Below are 18,024 nucleotides of genomic sequence, written 5' to 3' on the forward strand. Positions count from 1 at the left end.
GAAGTTTTACCAAATTCATCCCCAGTCGGGGGCATTATGATCCCGGTTTGCAAGAATTTCAGAAAGCGTACTGGAAGTTGTCACAATTCCTGTCACAGGCCCCTTGCAGGCTTTTCAGGGGGGTGACGAAGAGCGCGGGGATATCAAGGACTTAGACGGGAAGGCCGAATTTTGGCCGGGTTGGCATCAGGCTTGCTCTATGCGACCAGTGACTAAAAGGTTTTTATATAACCAGAACTACGAGGAGACCCTATGAAAAAGTATTTCTATATACTTGCGGCCTTGAGCATCGCGCCGACCTTTGCTCTGGCTCAGAGTATTGAAAGCGATGTTGATGCTGAGCTTGATCAAATGTATTCAAGCCAACAGGCTCCTGCAGCCCCTGCGGCTCAGGCCGGTATTGCCAACACAGCGCCAGTCAGTGGCCAGCCTATTTATATTCTGAATCAGGCAACACCGACTTCCAATGCGCAGTTGCAGCAACAGCAGATTCAAAAACAGCCGACAACTATCATTGAGGCGTCTCCTCTGACAGAGTCCCGCGCGGAACAAATCCGCCGTGCACGTCAGGATGCGGAACTGCAAACTGAACAAAGAATCGTAGAGAAGCTTGAAACTTCCCGTATGGAAGATGAAAAGAAAAGAGCTGCGGTTTTGTTCGGTGATAAGTTCAATCAAATGAACGAACAACAACAGGTTCAACAGGTGCAGCAACAACAGGTTGTTCAGCCTGTGTATACGCAGCCTGTTCAAGTTCAGCAGGTGGAAGAACCCAAAGAAAACACACGCGACATCATCCGTGAAGAACTGGCTGCTGCCATGAAAGTGGAAGAAGAAGCGGCGATTGCTCCGATCGAAACGAAGTATGTTGCCGGTGTTCTGGGTGTGGGTGACTATCCAGATGTCAGCAATGTTAAAGGGAACTACGCTTTGGGTGTGGCTTTCGGTAACAAATACGACAACTTCGTGATCGAAGGTACGTTCCTGTACTCCAACTATTCTGTTGAAGGTCAGGGTTACTACACTGGTGGTGGTTACGGTTACAACTATCCGTACAACAACACAGGTGGTTACTGGATTCCGGACAATATCGACGTGAATCAGTACTCCGGTCAGTTGGCAGCCAAGGTTCAGTTGTTTAACGGTATCATCAGACCTGTTATCGGTGGTTTGGTGTCTTACTCTTACCGTTCATTCTCTTGGTCTAACGACAATGTTTATGGCTACACGAACGATACAACTGCAAACTCTCACGCGATTGATGTGGGTACTATTGTAGGTGCGGACCTTGAGTTCAGTCCGAAGTATTCTTTGGGCTTGGATTTCCGTTACATGTGGAATCTATCCAGCCGTGTGAACGCGAAAAACACGTTCATGTCTGGACCTCAGTACAGTAATCCGATCGAAAAACTGCAGTACTACGTAATGTCTATTGTCGGACGCGTAAATTTCTAATTTAATAGATCTTAAGTTAATTATTAATTCCTCAGTGGTTTCAACCCCCGTCTAACAAGGCGGGGGTTGTTTTTTTCGCGGGCTTCGGCAGATGAGCTTTCTCTGCGTTGCTGCGTCGTCGACGTGCTGGTAGCACGCCTTCCTCCTTGCGCCTTGATAAAACTCATCTTCCGAAGCCCTTAGTTCTCGGGTTTTCTTGCGCGGACGCGCAGGATGTCGCAGCGTCGGCAGACGCGGAGACTGGACTTCGTCGGCTACGCCGAGGAGGCTGGAGGTGCGGCAGCACCGCAAGCTGGACTTCGCCTGCTTCCTTGGGCATAGTCTTTTTATGCGCTTCTTGGTTCTATTGCTTATTTTTGTGGCGACCTCGGTTTCGGCGGCGACTCTGGTGACAGAGACGGTCGGGCAGGTGTCGGACTATGTGGTGACCAGTCGCGAAGTTCAGATTTCCATAGCGATTGGCCATGCCTTGGCGGCAGATAAGGCCAAGGCGGCTATTCCAGAGCTGCGCCCCGGGCAGGCTGAATTCACTTCAGCCGTGACTCAGGTTTTGTTGGAGCTGGTGGTGGCGCTGGAAGCAGAAAACTTCAATGTGGCGGCCGTGCCGGACGGGGAAGTGCAAGAGGCGCTGAGCAAAATCGATCGAGTCATGGCCGGCAGGGCTTATTGGGCGCAGATCGAGCCCACCTCTGCGGAAGTGAAGAAATTTACGATACGCAAGCTGGCAGCGAAAAGCTTCCTGAAATTTAAAACCAACTCCATGACCGGGATTATCACGGATCAAGAGGCCCAGGTTTACTACGAAAACAACCGCGCCAAGTTCGGCAGCTCTCCTTTTGAGGGCTTTAAGGAAAACATTAAGACCTTCCTCGCCCAGCAGCAGTTGGAAGAGCGCATTCGTGCTTGGTTTGAAGTCATTAAGCGCAAGTACAAAGTGCGCAACTTTGTGGCGGAATAAGTCTATGCATATTGAAGTTCTGAAGGGTTCTCATAAACCGGCCATGCGCTCTCTGGTCGATGCCATTCATCAGGAGCAGGGTCTGCTGCCGCAGTTTTATTGGCCGAACGATCTTTTAGGGGCCGAACTGGCGACGGCGGAGGCCCTCGGGGTCTTTGAAGGTGAGACTTTGACGGGTTTTGTGCTGTATCGGGAAGTTCCCGATGTCTGGGAGATATCCCTGGTGGCCACGCACCCCCAGCACCGCCGCCGCGGCTATATGGAGAAGCTTCTGGCTCACATGATTGCCGCAAAGGGTCAGGGGCGATCTATTTGGCTGGAAGTTCATGAAGAAAACGTGTCGGCGCAAAAACTTTATGAAAAACTCGGATTTAGAGAGGTTCGCAGGCGACCTCGCTACTATAAGGACGGCGCGACCGCGATTTTGTACTCAGTTTCTTAAGCTCTGGTGACCCCCAAGGCCGAGGTCGAGATAAACCCTTGCACTTTCTCGATTTTATTGCTAATTTAGATCCGTTCAATGGGCCCTACAGGCCCATTTTTTTTTGTACCGGCCCCGCCCGGGCAGTTCCCACAAAGTCGAACCCAACACGTACGACGAGGTAGCTGAGACAGGTTCTTAGGGGCTTGTTAAGGCGTATTAGTATTGCCCTGAAGGGGCGTATAGTATTTAGGATTGAGAGAAATGTCACAGTCTCCTGCTTGGATGGCAAAGATAGAAAAAATCGCCAGCGACGTGGCAACCGCGCAAGGTTGTTTGCTATACGACGTTGAATTCGTTGGCATGGGCAAGGGCAGAACACTGCGTTTGTTTATTGATAAGAATGAAGAAGGCGCAATCAGTATTGATGATTGCTCCAATGTCTCCAGAGGTTTGAGTGAAATTCTGGATGCAGATGAAGAGCTGATCCCTGGGGGCGAGTACAATCTGGAAGTTTCAACTCCGGGGTTGGATCGTCACCTAAAGCAGCCTTGGCATTTCCAGAAAGTGGTTGGCAAAAAAGTCTATATCAAGACTGTGAAGCCGTTGGAAACCATGGGTGTCGAGGATAAGAAGTGGAAGAATGCCAAGACAGTTGAAGAAGTCTTGGAATCCGCTGACGATCAGGGCGTTCGCTTCGTTGTGAAGGATGTTGAAATCAAAATCCCTTACGCAATGATCGACAGAGCAAAATTGGTTTTTGAATTTACTAAAGGTCAGAAAAAGTAACGAGAGAGGAAAATCATGGCTGAAAATGTGTTTTCAGATCTTTCCAAGGTGATTGATCAAGTCGGAAAAGACAAAGGTATCGACAAGCAAGTTGTTATCGATGCAATCACTCAGGGTATGTTGGTAGCTGCGCGTAAGAAGTACGGTACTTACCGTGAAATCGAAGCGGCCTACAACGAAGACACTGGCGAAGTTGAACTTTTTGAGTTCAAAGAGGTTGTTCCTCGCGAAAAATACATCGACGAAGAAGTTGAAATTCCATTGGACGAAGCTCAGAAGCTGGATCCAAATGTGCAGCTGGATGACTCTATCGGTATCAAGTTGGAAGCTTCCGACCTGGGCCGTATCGCTGCTCAGACTGCAAAACAAATCATCATGCAGAAAGTGCGTGATGCGGAACGCAACATCATCTTCAACGAATTTGAAGAGCGCAAAGGTGAAATCGCTTCCGGTATCGCTCGTCGTGTTGAAAAAGGCGCGATCGTTGTCGATTTGGGCCGCACTGAGGCTTATATCCCGCCTCGTGAGCAGATCCCGGGCGAACAGTACAAGCCAGGCGATCGCATTCAGGGTTACCTTTCTGAAGTTCGTCAGACGACACGTGGTCCTCAGATCATCATGTCCAGAGCTGATGAACGTTATTTGATGAAACTTTTTGAAATGGAAGTTCCAGAGATCTACGACGGTGTTGTCGAGATCATGGCGGCCGCTCGTGAACCAGGACAGCGCGCGAAAATCGCGGTTCGTTCCAAAGACAACTCCGTGGACCCGGTAGGGGCTTGCGTGGGTATGAAGGGTTCCCGTGTTCAGAATATCGTTCAGGAACTTCGTGGCGAGAAAATCGACATCGTTCCTTGGGACGAGGATATCACTCGTTTCGCGTGCAACGCCTTGGCGCCTGCGGAAATCTCCCGCGTGTTCCTGGATGATGCCAACCGCGAAATGGAAATCGTTGTTCCGGACTCTCAATTGTCTTTGGCTATCGGTAAACGTGGTCAAAACGTGCGTCTGGCAGCGAAATTGACTGGCTGGAAGCTGGATATCATTTCTGAATCTTCAGCGGCGTCTCGAACAGCGGAATCCATCTTTAATTTGATGTTGATCCCGGGCATGAACGAAACGATGGCGCAAAACATCTTCCAGTCCGGCTTCGGTTCTTTCCAGGCTGTGGCGATTGCAAGTGTGGAAGAATTGATGACCATTCCTGGCTACGACGATCCGGATAAGGCTGAAAAGCTTTCCAAAGAAGCCAAAGGCCTGGTTGCTAAATATGAATCTGAAGGCATTCCTGTTCCAACAGCGCCTTCTGTTTCTAAAGACAAGCAATCCAACGTGTCTGCAAAAGAGCAGGCCGACCTTCTGTTGAAACAAGAGTTGAAAAAACTCGATCAGCAAGAAGCGGAAGAAGAATAATTTTTTTGGATAGAGAACAACTACAGGGAGACTGAGTGAGTAATCCAAAGGTTTTTGAATTTGCAAAAGAGATCGGGATGACCCCGCTGGCCCTCATGGATAAAATCCGCGAGTGGCATTTACCTGTGAAAAGTCACATGGCGGAGCTTGAACCGGACGTTCTTGAGCAAATTAAAATTAAACTCAGCGGTGGCGAAAAATCCTCCGATGAGCCGAAACCCAAAAAGACAGCTGCTCGTAAAGCGGCACCTAAAAAAGCAGCAGCGCCACCTGCAGAAGCAGAGGCCTCTGCTGCCGCAAAAGCCCCTGTGATTCGCAGAAAGAAAGATGAAGCTCCGGTTGAGGCTCCCAAAGCTAAAATCATAGCTAAGCCTGAAGCGGAAACGGAAGAGGCGGCTCCGAAAACGACACGTGTTGTGGTTAAGAAGCCTGCTGTGAAAGTGGAAGCTGAAGAAATTGAGGCAGCACCGGAAGTGGCTGCAGAACCCGTAGTGGAAAAAACACCAGTTAAAGAGGTGGCTCCCGCTCCGGTAGAAAAAGTGGAACCTGTTGTGGTGGTGAAAGAAACGCCAGCACCGGCTCCGGTGGCCCCTGTTGCAGCGGAGCCTGCGGCAGCCCCACAAGCTCGTAAGAAAGAGGTTGTTGTGGGCACCAGCGGTGTTTCCAGTTCTGCCACGCCGGCATCGGCACCAAAAAGAAATATTATCGGACGCATGGATCTTTCCCGCGTTCAGTCACAAGCTCCGCAGCGCCCTCAAGGAGAGCGCACCGGCGGATTCCAGCCTCGTGGGCCGGGTGGCGAACAGCGCGGAGCCAGTGCTTCCTTCACCGGTCAACGTCCTGGCGGCTTCAACCGTCCGGCGGGCGGTGCACCGACTCGCAACATCCGCACTGGATTTGTAGCGGCGAATCAGCCTCCTGAGCCAATCATCGATCAGGGTGGCGATCGCGGTCGTGACTTTGACAAGCGTAAGAGATTCGGCGCTCCGGCGGGACCTGCAGCGGGTCCAGCAGCGGCGGGTCGCGGTGGTGAAAAAGAAGAAGAAGTAGTGTCATTCAATGCGGTTGAATTCCGTAAGCGTGAGATGGTCTTCCAACCTAAAAAGAAGAAGGGCATGTTGGATCGCGACGCAATGAAAACACAGATCACGACACCTTCCGCGCATAAACGCGTGGTGAAGGTGAATAACACAATGAAGTTGAGCGACTTGGCCATGGAAATGGGTTTGAAGGCGCCTCAATTGGTTCGTGAACTGATGAAACAGGGCGTGATGGCCAACATGAACATGGAGCTGGATTTCGACACGATCGCATTGATCGTTCCAGAGTTTGGTTGGGAAGCACAAAACGTATTTAAAACGGCGGACGAAGTTGCTGAACAGACAGCATTCGGTGATCTGGATGCAGCTCCAGTGACTCGTCCTCCAGTAGTGACTGTCATGGGTCACGTCGACCACGGTAAGACGTCCTTGTTGGATGCGATTCGCAATGCGGACGTAGCTAAAGGTGAGGCCGGCGGTATCACGCAGCACATTGGTGCTTACAGCGTGAAAATCGAAGACGGCAGTCTGATCACATTCCTGGATACTCCGGGCCACGAAGCCTTCACGGCAATGCGTGCTCGTGGTGCCAACGCCACTGACATCGCGATCATCGTGGTGGCGGCGGATGACGGTATGATGCCTCAGACTCAAGAGGCGATTAACCACGCCAAAGCAGCGGGCGTACCAATCATCGTGGCGGTGAATAAAATTGATAAACCAGGCGCCAACCCAGAGCGTATCAAGCAACAGTTGACTGAGCTTGAAATCGTTCCTGAGGAGTGGGGTGGTTCTACGATCTTCTGCGAAGTTTCCGCTTTGAAGAGAACGGGTATCACTGAGTTGCTGGAGCAGATCAAACTGGTTGCGGAAGTGGCCGAGTTGAAAGCAAATCCAAAACGCTCCGGTACAGGTCTTGTGATCGAAGCGAAGATGGAAAAAGGCAAAGGCCCTGTGGCGACTTTGCTGGTTAAAGACGGTACGGTTGAAGTGGGTCAGTACATCGTTGCTGGTACCATGAAAGGCCGCGTTCGTTCTTTGACCAATGACCGTGGTGAGCGTGTTCAGTCTGCGGGTCCTGGTATCCCTGTTGAGGTATTGGGTCTTGAGGCGGTTCCTGCGGCCGGTGACAAGTTCGACATCGTGAAAGATGAAGACACGGCGACCAAGGTTTCTGAATTGAGAAAAGAACAGGCTGAAAAAGCAGCAGCGGCTCCGGCGGCAAAACTGTCTCTGGATGAAGTGTTTGCGAAAGTTAAAGCTGGTGACGTAAAAGAGCTTGCGATCGTGTTGAAAGCCGATGTGCATGGTTCTTTGGAAGCGATCAACGGAATGCTTTCGAAACTTTCCACTCCGGAAGTTAAAGCTCGTGTCATCCACTCTGCAGTGGGTGGTATCAATGAGGGTGATATCGTTCTTGCCAACACGGCAAAAGGTATCGTTCTGGGCTTCAACGTTCGTCCGGACCTGGGCGCGCAGGCGAAAGCAAAACAAATGGGCGTGGATGTTCGTACGTACTCTATCGTGTACGAACTGATCGACCAGATGAAAGCGGCCATGGGCGGTCTGTTGTCTCCGGACATCGTCGAAGAAGTCCTGGGTCGTGCAGAAGTGCGTAACGTGTTCACTGTTCCTAAAGTTGGTACGATTGCAGGTTGCTTCGTTATCGATGGTAAGGTTCAGCGTAATGCGAGCATCCGTTTGCTGCGTGAAAATAAAATTGTATACGAAGGCAAAATTGCCTCTCTTAAACGCTTCAAAGACGACGCCAAAGAAGTGGCTTCCGGCTATGAGTGCGGTATCGGTATCGAAAACTACAACGACGTTAAAGTGGGCGACCAGATGGAAGCCTTCGTTAAAAAAGAAGTGGCTCGCGAGCTAGAGGGCGGAGCGAACTAATGAAGAATATGGGTGATGGGCGCCGTGTCGCCCGCGTCGAGCGTGAGATTCAAGCGACCATTGCTCAGTTTTTGATTCGTGGTTTCAAATCACCGTTGCCGGGTCTTGTGACCGTGGCATCGGTGAAAATGCCCGCGGATCTTCGCGCTGCCAAAGTTTATATCAGTGTTCTTGGAGACGAAAAACAGCAGGATGAAGCGCTGGATCTACTTCAGGAACGTGCTTTTGAGATTCAAAACTTCATCGGCAAAGAGCTGAAAATGCGCTATTGCCCGAAGTTGACCTTTTATTTGGACCACGCCACTGAGCAGGTTTTGAAGGTTGAAAAGATCCTTCATGAACTTGAGCTGGAAAGAAAAGCCAAAAATCCTGGCGAAAGTTCCGACGAATCCGATGACGAATAATAATCAATTTAATGGTCTTCTGCTGGTGGATAAGCCCTCGGGCATCTCCAGTCATGACGTTGTGTCGCGTCTGCGTCGTATTTTGGGTACGCGGGCCGTAGGGCATTCTGGAACTCTGGATCCGATGGCTTCAGGGTTGATGGCTTGCCTTATCAATGAGGGCACCAAGCTCAGCCAATACATTCTGGAAGGGGATAAGGGGTACCGTCTGCGCGCTCAGTTTGGGGTTCGCACCGACACCTTGGACACCACGGGCGAAGTCTTGGAGCAAAAGTCCACGGATCACCTGACCCGCGAGCTGATTCTGGCGGAAGCCGCCAAGCTTCAGGGTGAGATGGAAGTTGAAGTGCCTATTTATTCCGCAATCAAGATCCAGGGTAAAAAGCTTTATGAATACGCCCGCGGCGAGCAGGAAGTGGTCATTCCCAAGAAGCTGATGAAGTTCTGGGATATCCAGCCGGTCGAAATAGGTCCGGATTGGGCCGAGTTTGATATTAAATGCAGTAAAGGCAGCTATATCCGCACCTGGATTGACCTTTTAGGGAAGGCCTTGGGCTGTGGGGCGGCGATGAGCGGGCTGCGCAGGACTTGGTCAGCCCCTTATTTGATTGGTCAGGCGCAAACTCTGGAGCAGATTGAAGAGGTCGTCAAGGCAGGCGCTTTGGGGTCCGCATTTGTGCCCATGGAGCTGGCTTTGCCTCAAATCAAACGTATTCGCATTAAGGGCCAGGATAAGGTCCTTTTGGGGAATGGGCAGATCAGTCACGACCTTCGTTCCCAGCTGATTTCGACCTTCAATCCAGACGTGGACCAATATATTCAGGTTCTGGCCCAAGACGGGGGGCAACTGCTGGCAATTGTTGGCCTTGAGCCAGGCCGGGGATTCGTTCTTCGCAGGGTCTTTAAATACTCTTGACCCCTCTGGGGGTTGGGTTTAAACAATAACTTCAAATCTCTCTGGTTCGACAGCCATGACGGCCAAGGGGGAGATGGTAACTAAATCTTCCGGGGTTAAAAAATCCGGGACAAATTCAAGGAGACGCTAATGGCAGTCACTAAAGAACAAACGGCAGAAATCGTTAAAAAATTCAAAACTTCTGACTTGGACACTGGTTCCTCTGAAGTTCAAATCGCTCTTTTGACAGCGAAAATCAACGATCTGACAAACCACTTCGCAAAACACAAAAAAGACCACCACGGTCGTCGCGGTCTTGTGACAATGGTTAACCAAAGAAGAAAACTTTTGGACTACTTGCACCGCAAAGATGTGAAGAAGTATCAAGAGCTTATCAAAGCTTTGGAAATCCGTAAGTAATCCAACAGATTCCAAATTAGACGAAGGGGCGGGAAAAGCCCCTTCGTCATTTCAGCCACAGCAGAGCAGAGCATAAGGCTCTGTGATAACTTCAAGGAGATTTAATGAAAACGACTGTAACAACATCGGTGGGCGGAAAACAGATTACCATCGAAACAGGCCGTTTGGCGAAACAAGCGGATGGCGCCGCTCTAGTAAGCTCTGGTAACAACATGGTTCTTGTTACTGCGACTTCTTCAAAAAAAGCCTCTGAACTAGATTTCTTCCCTCTGACTGTTGAGTACATTGAGAAGTTCTACGCAACAGGAAAAATCCCAGGTGGTTACTTCAAACGTGAAGCAAAACCAACCAACGATGCGGTTTTGATCGCTCGTCTTATCGACCGTCCTATCCGTCCTGTATTCCCTGAAGGCTACCGCCACGAAACACAAATCGTTGCGACGGTATTGTCTGCGGACGGTGCATTCCCATTGGAAATTTTGGCAAGCTTGGGTGCTTCTGCAGCTTTGCATTGCTCTGACATTCCTTTCAACGGCCCGACAGCGGCAGTTCAAATCGCCCGCGTTGATGGTCAGTTCGTAGCCAACCCAACTCCACAGCAGATGGAAAAATCTGACATGGATATGATTGTTGCGGGAACTCGCAATGGTCTGTTGATGGTTGAGGGTGAAACGAAATTCATCTCTGAAGCAGACGCTTTGGCAGCCTTGAAATTCGGTCACCAGTCTTTGATTCCTCTTTTGAATGCGCAAGATGAGTTGCGTGAAAAAGCGGGCTCTGTGGCGAAACGTGCTTTCGTGGCTCCGTCTATCGATGCAGACTTCAAAACAAAAGCTGAAGGTCTGTTGAGACCTAAGATCGCAGCGGCTCTTTCTATCAAAGAAAAACAGGATCGTTATGCAGCAGCAAACGAAGCTGCCGCAGAGGCTGAAAAAGCCTTGCTTGCGGGCATCGAAGATAAAGAGCTTTTGAAACAGCGTAAAAAAGAACTGAACACAATCGTTGAAGATTTGAAATACCAAGAAGCTCGTTCCATGATTTTGGATCGCGCGGTTCGTATTGATGGTCGTGATGTGAAAACTGTACGTCCGATCGCGAACGAAGTGGGATTGCTTCCACGTGCTCACGGTTCTGCATTGTTCACTCGCGGTGAAACTCAAGTCCTGGGTACTGTGACTTTGGGTACGGCTGATGATGAACAAATGGTGGATTCATTGTTGGGTCTGCAAAAACGCAAGTTCATGCTTCATTATAACTTCCCTCCATACTCTGTGGGTGAGGTGGGTCGTATGTCCGGTACCAGCCGTCGTGAGATCGGTCACGGTAACCTGGCAGAACGCGCGATCAAAGCTGTTCTTCCGGACTTCGAGAAGTTCCCTTACACAATCCGTATCGTGTCTGAAGTTTTGGAATCCAACGGTTCCTCTTCCATGGGCACCGTGTGCTCCGGTACAATGGCTTTGCTTGATGCGGGTGTTCCTTTGAAAGGCAACGTTGCCGGTGTGGCAATGGGCTTGATCAAGGAAGGTGACCGTGTTGCGGTTCTGACTGACATCTTGGGTGATGAAGATCACTTGGGTGACATGGACTTCAAAGTGGCGGGTTCTCCGGCTGGTATCACTGCTTTGCAGATGGATATTAAAATTGACTCCGTATCGTTCGAAGTGATGGAACAGGCATTGGCGCAAGCTAAAGAAGGCCGTGCTCACATCCTGAATGAAATGGAAAAAGTGATGAAAGTTCCTCGTGGTCAGATCTCTGAATTCGCGCCACGTATTGAAACTATCAAAATCAAGCCAGATAAGATCCGTGAAGTGATCGGTTCTGGTGGTAAAGTGATCCGTGGTATCACGGAAGCTACAGGTGTTAAGATCGAAATCCAGGATGATGGTACGATCAACATCGCTTCCGCTGATCCAGAAGCAACGAAAAAAGCTATCGCAATGATCAACGACATCATCGCCGAAGCCGAAGTGGGCAAGACCTACAAAGGCCGCGTCGTGAAGATCGCTGAATTCGGTGCTTTCGTTGAGATCCTGCCAAACACTCAAGGTCTTTTGCACATCTCTGAGATTGCCAACGAACGTGTACGCGCAGTGACTGACGTACTTTCAGAAGGCGAAATCATCGACGTTAAAGTTCTTGAAGTGGACCGCGCAGGTCGTATCAAGCTTTCCCGCAAGGCTTTGCTTCAGTAACCGCTAGGCGGGCACAGGAAAGGGGTCATGAGCCCCTTTCTGGAAGCAGCTTTGTCTAAAGAGATTTAATGACAGACACTAAGTTCAAAAAATCTGAACTTTCTAACGGGATCCGAGTGGTGAGCGAACTTCATCCAGGGTCCCGTGCCGTTTCTATGGGTATCTGGGTTTTGACGGGAACACGGGATGAAACGCCTGAGGTTGCCGGTATTTCCCACTTGCTTGAACATCTGGTCTTCAAGGGCACCAAGAATCGGTCAGCCTACCAAATTGCCAAATCCCTGGAAGCTTTGGGTGGAGAGCTGAATGCTTACACCACACGCGAGTACACCTGCTATCATGCTTTGGTTCTTAAGGACCATTGGGAAAAAGCATTGGATGTTTTAGCGGACCTGGTTTCCAACATGAAGCTGGTACAAAAAGAATTTGATCTGGAAAAGGGCGTGATCCTGCAGGAAATCGCCATGTCCGAAGACAGCCATGAAGACATGGTCTATGACGTGTTCTATGAGCAAGTCTATGGCAAACATCCTCTGGGTCGTCCGATTCTGGGAACACCGGTTTCAGTGGCTCGCATGAAGCAGACGCAGGTGATGGATTACTACCGTCGCAATTACACCGGAAAGAACATCATCATCAGTGCTTCGGGCTGTATCAGTCATGATGAGCTGATGGCCGGTATTCAGAAACGACTTGGCAGTAAAAAGAAAAGTGAGCTTAAAGTCACCCGCCGTGTACCGCGCTGGTTGACCCGACGTCATGTCGTGGAAAAACAAGCAGAACAGGTGCACATGCTTCTGGGGTTTCCGACCGCCAGCTTCCAGGACAAACATCGTTTTGAAGCGGTTGTGACCAACACTCTTTTGGGTGGTGGTATGACGTCGAAGCTTTATCAAAGTGTGCGGGAAAAAAGAGGCCTGGTATATTCGATTCACTCCAGCCTGAATACGAACATTGATTCCGGCATGTTGACGATCTATGCGGGAACCGAAGCAAAGAATGCGCGTAAGGTCGGGGATTTGATCTCTAAAGAGTTTGCGAAGATCCGCAAGCAGGGTGTGACGAAGGCGGATGTCGAGATGTGTAAGACACAGATCATTGGCAGTATCCTGCTGGGGTCTGACGATATCGAAAACCGCATGACGTCTTTGGCCGTGAATGAAATGGTGTTCGGCAAGTACCGCGCGGTGGAGTCCGTCATTGAGGAAATCAAGGCGGTGACGGTGGACACCGTGAATCATTACATCCGCCATGAGCTGGATCTGGACAAGGCATCCGGTGTTCTTCTGGGCCCTGAAGTGAAGTCACTTGAGACCTGGTGGAACGATCTTAAATTGTAATTCCAAGAACGAGGATTGAAATGCAAAAGTTGGCAGTAAAAATCAAAAAACTAGAAAATTTCCGTGGTGAGCTTCCAGCCTATCAGTCTTTGGGTGCCAGTGGCTTTGATGTGCGCGCTCAGCTTGCCGGGGCTGTGACGTTGAATCCAGGCGAAAGAGCCATGATTCCAACCGGTTTGAGCTTTGAGATTCCATTGGGATATGAAATCCAAGCCCGTCCTCGCAGTGGCTGGGCGGCGAAAAGCGGTCTGACGGTGTTGAACACGCCGGGCACCATTGATGCCGACTATCGTGGCGAAGTAAAAATCATTGTGATCAATCTGGGGAATGAGCCGGTTGTGATCAGTGATCAGGAGCGTTGTGCTCAGCTCGTTCTGGCGCCGGTGATTCAGGCTCAGTTCGAGGTTGTGGACGAACTTGGTGCCACCGAACGTGGTGCTGGAGGATTCGGTTCCACGGGTCGCGCCTAAGAAAGAACTTCAAGATAAAAAGTCTAAAAACCCACCTGTACCAGGTGGGTTTTTTTGTGCCCAGAGAAGGGCTGCAGGCTTTTAAAAAAGTCCTAGATTTAAGAATCCAGTCCATGGAATTCCATAAAATATCCGAAAACGAGCCTCAGAAGCCATATATCGGACCTGAGAGGCGGTACGTGCATTGCTTTAGGGGGTACTGACAATAGGAGATGTTATGTCAGTACAAAACACTTTTAAAATTTTCCTGATCTCGATTCTGTCCAGTCACCTTCTGGCGTGCCAAGGCACAGGCGGAAACAGCCCGCAAACACCGACAGTAAAGGCTTCCGACAACAATGCCCAGGAGGCCAACCCCCGTCGTGTTCTTGCCGAAGGGGTGGTGATTGAAGTCAAGAAGGTCACCGATCTTCGCGAAGACCGTTCAAACTATCCAGAGTTCAAAAGAAACCTGAATATCTACGAGACAAAACTGTCGATCCCGGAAAACATTTACGTGAACCAGTTGGAGATCAAACGTTCGTTTTCGTCGTTAGCAGTGAACCCCGCCTATGAAGCCGTTTCCAAAATTGATGCAAAGTATGTGTCGGGTCGGTATGTGATTTCGGACCGACTGGATCTCTGGAAGCATGATCGGACCCAAAAGACAGTCACTTACCGCATTTACTCCCAAGAGAAATTGATTGCAGAAAGCACCTACACGCTGACTCCGGATCTGGTTGTTGCCTCTGAAAGCAAAGTGACGACTTTACAGTCTTTGGGGATTTCTTCCGGTGTCTATAAGTTCGGAATCATCTTCATTGAAAAGGGAAATATTCTGCGCACCGAAGGACAGCAGGTTTATCTGGAGGTGAGTCGCCTTTACGCAGAAGACACAGCCACCATTGAATCCTTCTCCCGCGAAGAAGCAGAGAAAGTTCCAGCCCCAGGGCAGGTTGGTAAGGATGGGGGCTATCTTTCTTTAAGAGCAGGTATGGCTATGGGGCACTTGAATATCAACATGCGTGGAACAGCCGGGGGTGAGGGCTTGCCAGCAGCAGCGCAGACGGGAGTCGGAGCAAAAGGAGCACGCGGATCTGATGCTGAGATTTATCAAAGTTGCACTGGCGGCGAAGTCTTCCGTGACGTTTTAGTAGAACGTCCTGCTCGACGAATTTGTGAGTTCATTTGTGTTAAAAGACCTTCCAGTGGGGCCCCCGGTGGCCAAGGACCCAAAGGATATCGCGGTGGCATGGGGATGATTGGCGGCCATTCAGGTTCCGTAGATATTTCAGTTTCCACGGGCCCGTTCTTTACGGCCAGTCTGACAGTCGAACCCGGACTGGGAGGCCCAGGAGGGATCGGCAGTGAGGGCGGCATGGGTGGAGAAGGTGGAGACCCAGGCTCTGGTCGCCGTGGATGTGATGGGGCGGTCAAAGGGGCTCAAGGTGCTCAAGGTGAAAAAGGAGACAGAGGAGCCTCGGGTCCGCTGGGTGTGCAAGAGCGCAGTACAATCACCGTCAACGGTCAGTCCATTATTTAAGGAGTTGGAAAAATGAAAAAGCAATTTGTTGTATATTCGACTGCATGTGCTTTTTTGCTGTCGGCTTGCGCTCCGGCTGGCAATAGTGTGCCCACGGCGACTCCCCAAAAGCAGAATCAGAATTCTGGCTGGGAGCAGTTTCAACAGTTAATTTATTCTGAAAATGCCAATCTGCCGCTGGCAGAGGCTTTGCGCTCATTGTTGCAGGAACAAAATCCTGAGGTGTTGGGATTTCTAAAAGCCCAATTGGAAGAAGGGAAGGCCAAGGCCTTCCCTGATGAGATCAGTCAAAGATGGGAAGTGGCGAAGAAAAGCATCATCGTCGGTGATTCTGCAGCCTTGGCTGACACCGATCTTCTGTTGAATACGTTGAATCTAAACTTAAAGGAAGTTCAGCGCAGCAATGCTTTTCATCATCAATTGGAAGGTAAGATGGCCGGGTTGGTTCAATCGGTGGCTTTGCGCAATTTGCTCAAGGCCTTTGATGAACAGATCAAAAAAGACAGCCACGATATCGCGGTGGACGTAGTGGCAAAAATAAAAAAAGAACGTCCTGAGGTCCTGGATAAAATTGATAAGACCAAATTTATCGGCGATCGTTCCGCCCAGATTGATCAGATTGTTGCGTACTTAAAACAAGCTGACTATTTATTTTACCAATATGGATTAAGTGAAGATGATCAGGCCAGTCTGGCTCTTTACACGGCTGTGGCGGGTGCTCTGGCCTCTGTCCTGGCGGACTCTCCAACAGTCAAAACATTGTTGGTCAATATTCAGCAGATCCGTGACGTGGCGGATAAGGCCAAAAAGGTCGTGGCCCTGGCCGAGTCACTGCAGACATACAGCGAGTCCTTGAGGAAGGATGCGGTGGTGATGGGGGGCTCTGTTAAAAATATCTATGGGAAGATTAAAAAGCTGACGGATGATATTGATCTGTCCTTGTCTGAGCCGGGGAAAAAGCAGGCCCGGGAAATGATGGATGCTCTGTTGAACGGCCGCGCCTCAGAGCCACCGTCACCTGAGGTGGCGGCAGAACTGGAAAAGAAAGGTTTCTTTCAGCGCAAACGGGAGCTGGATTCTGATGTTCAAAAATTTGTGAATAGCGTCGACAACGCTTCAAAGTCTTTAGACAACATTCTGAAAACCACATTGCAGGTGACGGACGTTTTGGGTGTTAAGCTGAGCCCTGGTGTGACCAAGGCGATTGATACAGCCATGAAGATCAATCAGGGAATTCAGGCGGTCAGCGCCATCTCAAAAGCCTTCAGTGCCGGTGGCTTTGTCGGAGCCTTAGGAGCCTTCTCGGGTGGGCCGGCAACAATGGCATTAGCTGCCTTTGGTGGTTTGGGGGGTGGTGGTTCGGACCCGGCAGTGATGGCCGAACTGAGAGCCATTAAGCAGAGTCTTGCTGAAATCAAGGCCATGCAAAAAGAGATTCTTGAGAACCAAAAGAAAATGATGGTGATGATCAAGGACCTGGCGGTCATGATGGAGGAATACCATAGAGCCCAAATGAAGCAGGCGATGGATACCTACGAAGAGGTGCTGAACAACCGCAGTGCACTTACCGAGATTGATGAAAAATCGTTCCGCTCTTGTGAGGCGATGACGACCTTTGCTCTTAGCAAGGCGCCTTATTACAGACGCGTGGATTCTGCATCTTACAAAGCCAATACATCATTGAACGTCTCGAATATGGATCTGGTGCAGGAAATTATTCGTGACGTGACGGGGTCCCCTAAAGAACTGATGCAGTTTATTAACAATGGCTCGTCAGAGAACTTTAAGACGTGCCAGCAGGAAATGAGCACGGTCTTTATGACCCGGGACATCCGGAAGTTCAGTCGCGCCGCCTGGACGGAGGAAAAACCTGCCGGAAAAGAGGTGAAAGATGGTGGCGAAATTGTTAGAAGTTACTTCGCCCCTGCATTTTCCTATCTGCAAAAAATGACGGTGGATAAGGAAGCGCGCTGGCAGAAGTTAGGGCTTCATTTGCCCGTTCTGAATGTTTCGGCGTTGATTGCCAAGAAGTCCCGCTATGTGGATCAGCCAGGTCAAATCAATAATCTGATGGAGTTGCAGAGTTTGACAGCGACCCACAAGCTTGAAAAGTATGTGACCGCCTTGCTGCTTCTGCATCCTTATTTGACAGTGGACTATGAGATCTGGAATTCCTCTTTGCAGGAAGTACTTACGATAGCCGTCACGGATCAAACACGGGAACGCACGCGGCAGCTGCTAAGCAATGCCTTCGAGCGCGTGCAAATGGCGATTGCACAGGAGGCCTTGCTGGCTGGAGAGCCTTTGTTGCCTCACTTGAGTTTGCACTGGACTGAATTGGTGAAAGAGAAGAAAAATTGCGAAGGAAAAGAGAAGTTCTGCTTTGTCCGTGAAAACAGTTTGATGATGGGAAATCTTCTGACTTATGTGCTTGTGCAACGAACAGGTGTCATTTCGAACACAGCCGAAGCCATAAAGAAGCGTCAGGAAATCTATCAACAGTGGCTGCGCGAACCAGCGGTTCTGGCGCAGGTTCTGATGGTGCCAGGTGAGGCCTTGGTGAAAGATGAAAAAGGTCGTTTACAGCTGGTGCTGGCAGAGGGGGCCGGTTTGAAAATGTTGTTGCCGGAGGTTGAGGTCGTGGCGTCAGGGCAGTTGCAGTACACTGAAGCGATGTCCCGCATGATTCAGTTGCAGCATCGTGTGGCTGATGAGCTGGCGAAGGTGTCTTCCTTGGGATACAGTTTCCAGGAACAGCAAAAACTCGCTAAAGCGATGTTCTTAAAATAATAAAAAAGGG

The 18,024-nt window shown here is 50.0% G+C and carries 14 protein-coding genes; all 14 read left to right on the plus strand.

The annotated features are described in order from the left end of the window. Window positions 1–252 precede the first annotated feature (252 nt). The 14 genes from ACZ5ZZ_RS06580 to ACZ5ZZ_RS06645 all read left to right on the plus strand — a co-directional run bounded on the left by ACZ5ZZ_RS06580 (window position 253) and on the right by ACZ5ZZ_RS06645 (window position 18,014). Window positions 253–1,455, plus strand: a complete 1,203-nt coding sequence (locus tag ACZ5ZZ_RS06580) for a porin family protein (protein WP_464117286.1) — start codon at window positions 253–255, stop codon at window positions 1,453–1,455. A 328-nt stretch (window positions 1,456–1,783) separates the two neighbouring features. Further along, window positions 1,784–2,413: a hypothetical protein gene (locus ACZ5ZZ_RS06585; protein ID WP_464141838.1), complete on the plus strand. Its 630-nt coding sequence runs from the start codon at window positions 1,784–1,786 to the stop codon at window positions 2,411–2,413. Window positions 2,414–2,417: 4 nt separating this feature from the next. Next, window positions 2,418–2,855 (plus strand): GNAT family N-acetyltransferase, encoded by a 438-nt coding sequence (locus ACZ5ZZ_RS06590; RefSeq protein ID WP_464117284.1) that lies wholly within the window; start codon window positions 2,418–2,420, stop codon window positions 2,853–2,855. A gap of 243 nt (window positions 2,856–3,098) precedes the next feature. Further along, window positions 3,099–3,623 carry a ribosome maturation factor RimP gene (locus ACZ5ZZ_RS06595; protein ID WP_464117283.1) on the plus strand — a complete coding sequence of 175 codons (525 nt, stop codon included), beginning with the start codon at window positions 3,099–3,101 and terminating at the stop codon, window positions 3,621–3,623. Window positions 3,624–3,638: 15 nt separating this feature from the next. Beyond that, on the plus strand, window positions 3,639–5,036 hold the full coding sequence (gene nusA, locus ACZ5ZZ_RS06600; RefSeq protein WP_464117282.1) for a transcription termination factor NusA: 1,398 nt from the start codon (window positions 3,639–3,641) through the stop codon (window positions 5,034–5,036). Between the two features lie 35 nt (window positions 5,037–5,071). Next, window positions 5,072–7,975, plus strand: a complete 2,904-nt coding sequence (gene infB / locus ACZ5ZZ_RS06605; protein ID WP_464141840.1) for a translation initiation factor IF-2 — start codon at window positions 5,072–5,074, stop codon at window positions 7,973–7,975. After that, the gene (gene rbfA / locus ACZ5ZZ_RS06610) at window positions 7,975–8,379 is read left to right on the plus strand and encodes a 30S ribosome-binding factor RbfA (RefSeq protein WP_464117280.1); all 405 of its coding nucleotides are present in this window, start codon (window positions 7,975–7,977) and stop codon (window positions 8,377–8,379) included. Before infB ends, rbfA begins: the two co-directional genes overlap by 1 nt. Beyond that, window positions 8,312–9,295 carry a tRNA pseudouridine(55) synthase TruB gene (gene truB, locus ACZ5ZZ_RS06615; protein ID WP_464134532.1) on the plus strand — a complete coding sequence of 328 codons (984 nt, stop codon included), beginning with the start codon at window positions 8,312–8,314 and terminating at the stop codon, window positions 9,293–9,295. The genes rbfA and truB overlap by 68 nt, the downstream gene beginning before the upstream one ends. A gap of 129 nt (window positions 9,296–9,424) precedes the next feature. Next, complete coding sequence (gene rpsO, locus ACZ5ZZ_RS06620; protein WP_464117278.1) at window positions 9,425–9,694, plus strand: 30S ribosomal protein S15; 270 nt, start codon at window positions 9,425–9,427, stop codon at window positions 9,692–9,694. A gap of 104 nt (window positions 9,695–9,798) precedes the next feature. Continuing rightward, window positions 9,799–11,892 (plus strand): polyribonucleotide nucleotidyltransferase, encoded by a 2,094-nt coding sequence (pnp, locus tag ACZ5ZZ_RS06625; RefSeq protein ID WP_464117277.1) that lies wholly within the window; start codon window positions 9,799–9,801, stop codon window positions 11,890–11,892. Window positions 11,893–11,960: 68 nt separating this feature from the next. Beyond that, entirely contained in the window at window positions 11,961–13,232 is a 1,272-nt protein-coding gene (locus ACZ5ZZ_RS06630) for a M16 family metallopeptidase (RefSeq protein ID WP_464134534.1), read from the plus strand. A 20-nt stretch (window positions 13,233–13,252) separates the two neighbouring features. Next, window positions 13,253–13,702 carry a dUTP diphosphatase gene (gene dut, locus ACZ5ZZ_RS06635; protein WP_464117275.1) on the plus strand — a complete coding sequence of 150 codons (450 nt, stop codon included), beginning with the start codon at window positions 13,253–13,255 and terminating at the stop codon, window positions 13,700–13,702. Between the two features lie 217 nt (window positions 13,703–13,919). Further along, on the plus strand, window positions 13,920–15,224 hold the full coding sequence (locus ACZ5ZZ_RS06640; RefSeq protein WP_464141842.1) for a hypothetical protein: 1,305 nt from the start codon (window positions 13,920–13,922) through the stop codon (window positions 15,222–15,224). Window positions 15,225–15,236: 12 nt separating this feature from the next. Beyond that, the gene (locus ACZ5ZZ_RS06645; RefSeq protein WP_464141845.1) at window positions 15,237–18,014 is read left to right on the plus strand and encodes a hypothetical protein; all 2,778 of its coding nucleotides are present in this window, start codon (window positions 15,237–15,239) and stop codon (window positions 18,012–18,014) included. Window positions 18,015–18,024 lie beyond the last annotated feature (10 nt).

This window comes from Bdellovibrio sp. HM001 (assembly GCF_055397275.1).

Excerpts from the sequence above, each read along its gene's own strand:
- ACZ5ZZ_RS06580 (WP_464117286.1), top strand. The coding sequence starts at position 253 with ATGAAAAAGTATTTCTATATACTTGCGGCCTTGAGCATCGCGCCGACC.
- ACZ5ZZ_RS06585 (WP_464141838.1), top strand. The coding sequence starts at position 1,784 with ATGCGCTTCTTGGTTCTATTGCTTATTTTTGTGGCGACCTCGGTTTCG.
- ACZ5ZZ_RS06590 (WP_464117284.1), top strand. The coding sequence starts at position 2,418 with ATGCATATTGAAGTTCTGAAGGGTTCTCATAAACCGGCCATGCGCTCT.
- ACZ5ZZ_RS06595 (WP_464117283.1), top strand. The coding sequence starts at position 3,099 with ATGTCACAGTCTCCTGCTTGGATGGCAAAGATAGAAAAAATCGCCAGC.
- nusA (WP_464117282.1), top strand. The coding sequence starts at position 3,639 with ATGGCTGAAAATGTGTTTTCAGATCTTTCCAAGGTGATTGATCAAGTC.
- rbfA (WP_464117280.1), top strand. The coding sequence starts at position 7,975 with ATGAAGAATATGGGTGATGGGCGCCGTGTCGCCCGCGTCGAGCGTGAG.
- truB (WP_464134532.1), top strand. The coding sequence starts at position 8,312 with ATGAACTTGAGCTGGAAAGAAAAGCCAAAAATCCTGGCGAAAGTTCCG.
- rpsO (WP_464117278.1), top strand. The coding sequence starts at position 9,425 with ATGGCAGTCACTAAAGAACAAACGGCAGAAATCGTTAAAAAATTCAAA.
- pnp (WP_464117277.1), top strand. The coding sequence starts at position 9,799 with ATGAAAACGACTGTAACAACATCGGTGGGCGGAAAACAGATTACCATC.
- ACZ5ZZ_RS06630 (WP_464134534.1), top strand. The coding sequence starts at position 11,961 with ATGACAGACACTAAGTTCAAAAAATCTGAACTTTCTAACGGGATCCGA.
- dut (WP_464117275.1), top strand. The coding sequence starts at position 13,253 with ATGCAAAAGTTGGCAGTAAAAATCAAAAAACTAGAAAATTTCCGTGGT.
- ACZ5ZZ_RS06640 (WP_464141842.1), top strand. The coding sequence starts at position 13,920 with ATGTCAGTACAAAACACTTTTAAAATTTTCCTGATCTCGATTCTGTCC.
- ACZ5ZZ_RS06645 (WP_464141845.1), top strand. The coding sequence starts at position 15,237 with ATGAAAAAGCAATTTGTTGTATATTCGACTGCATGTGCTTTTTTGCTG.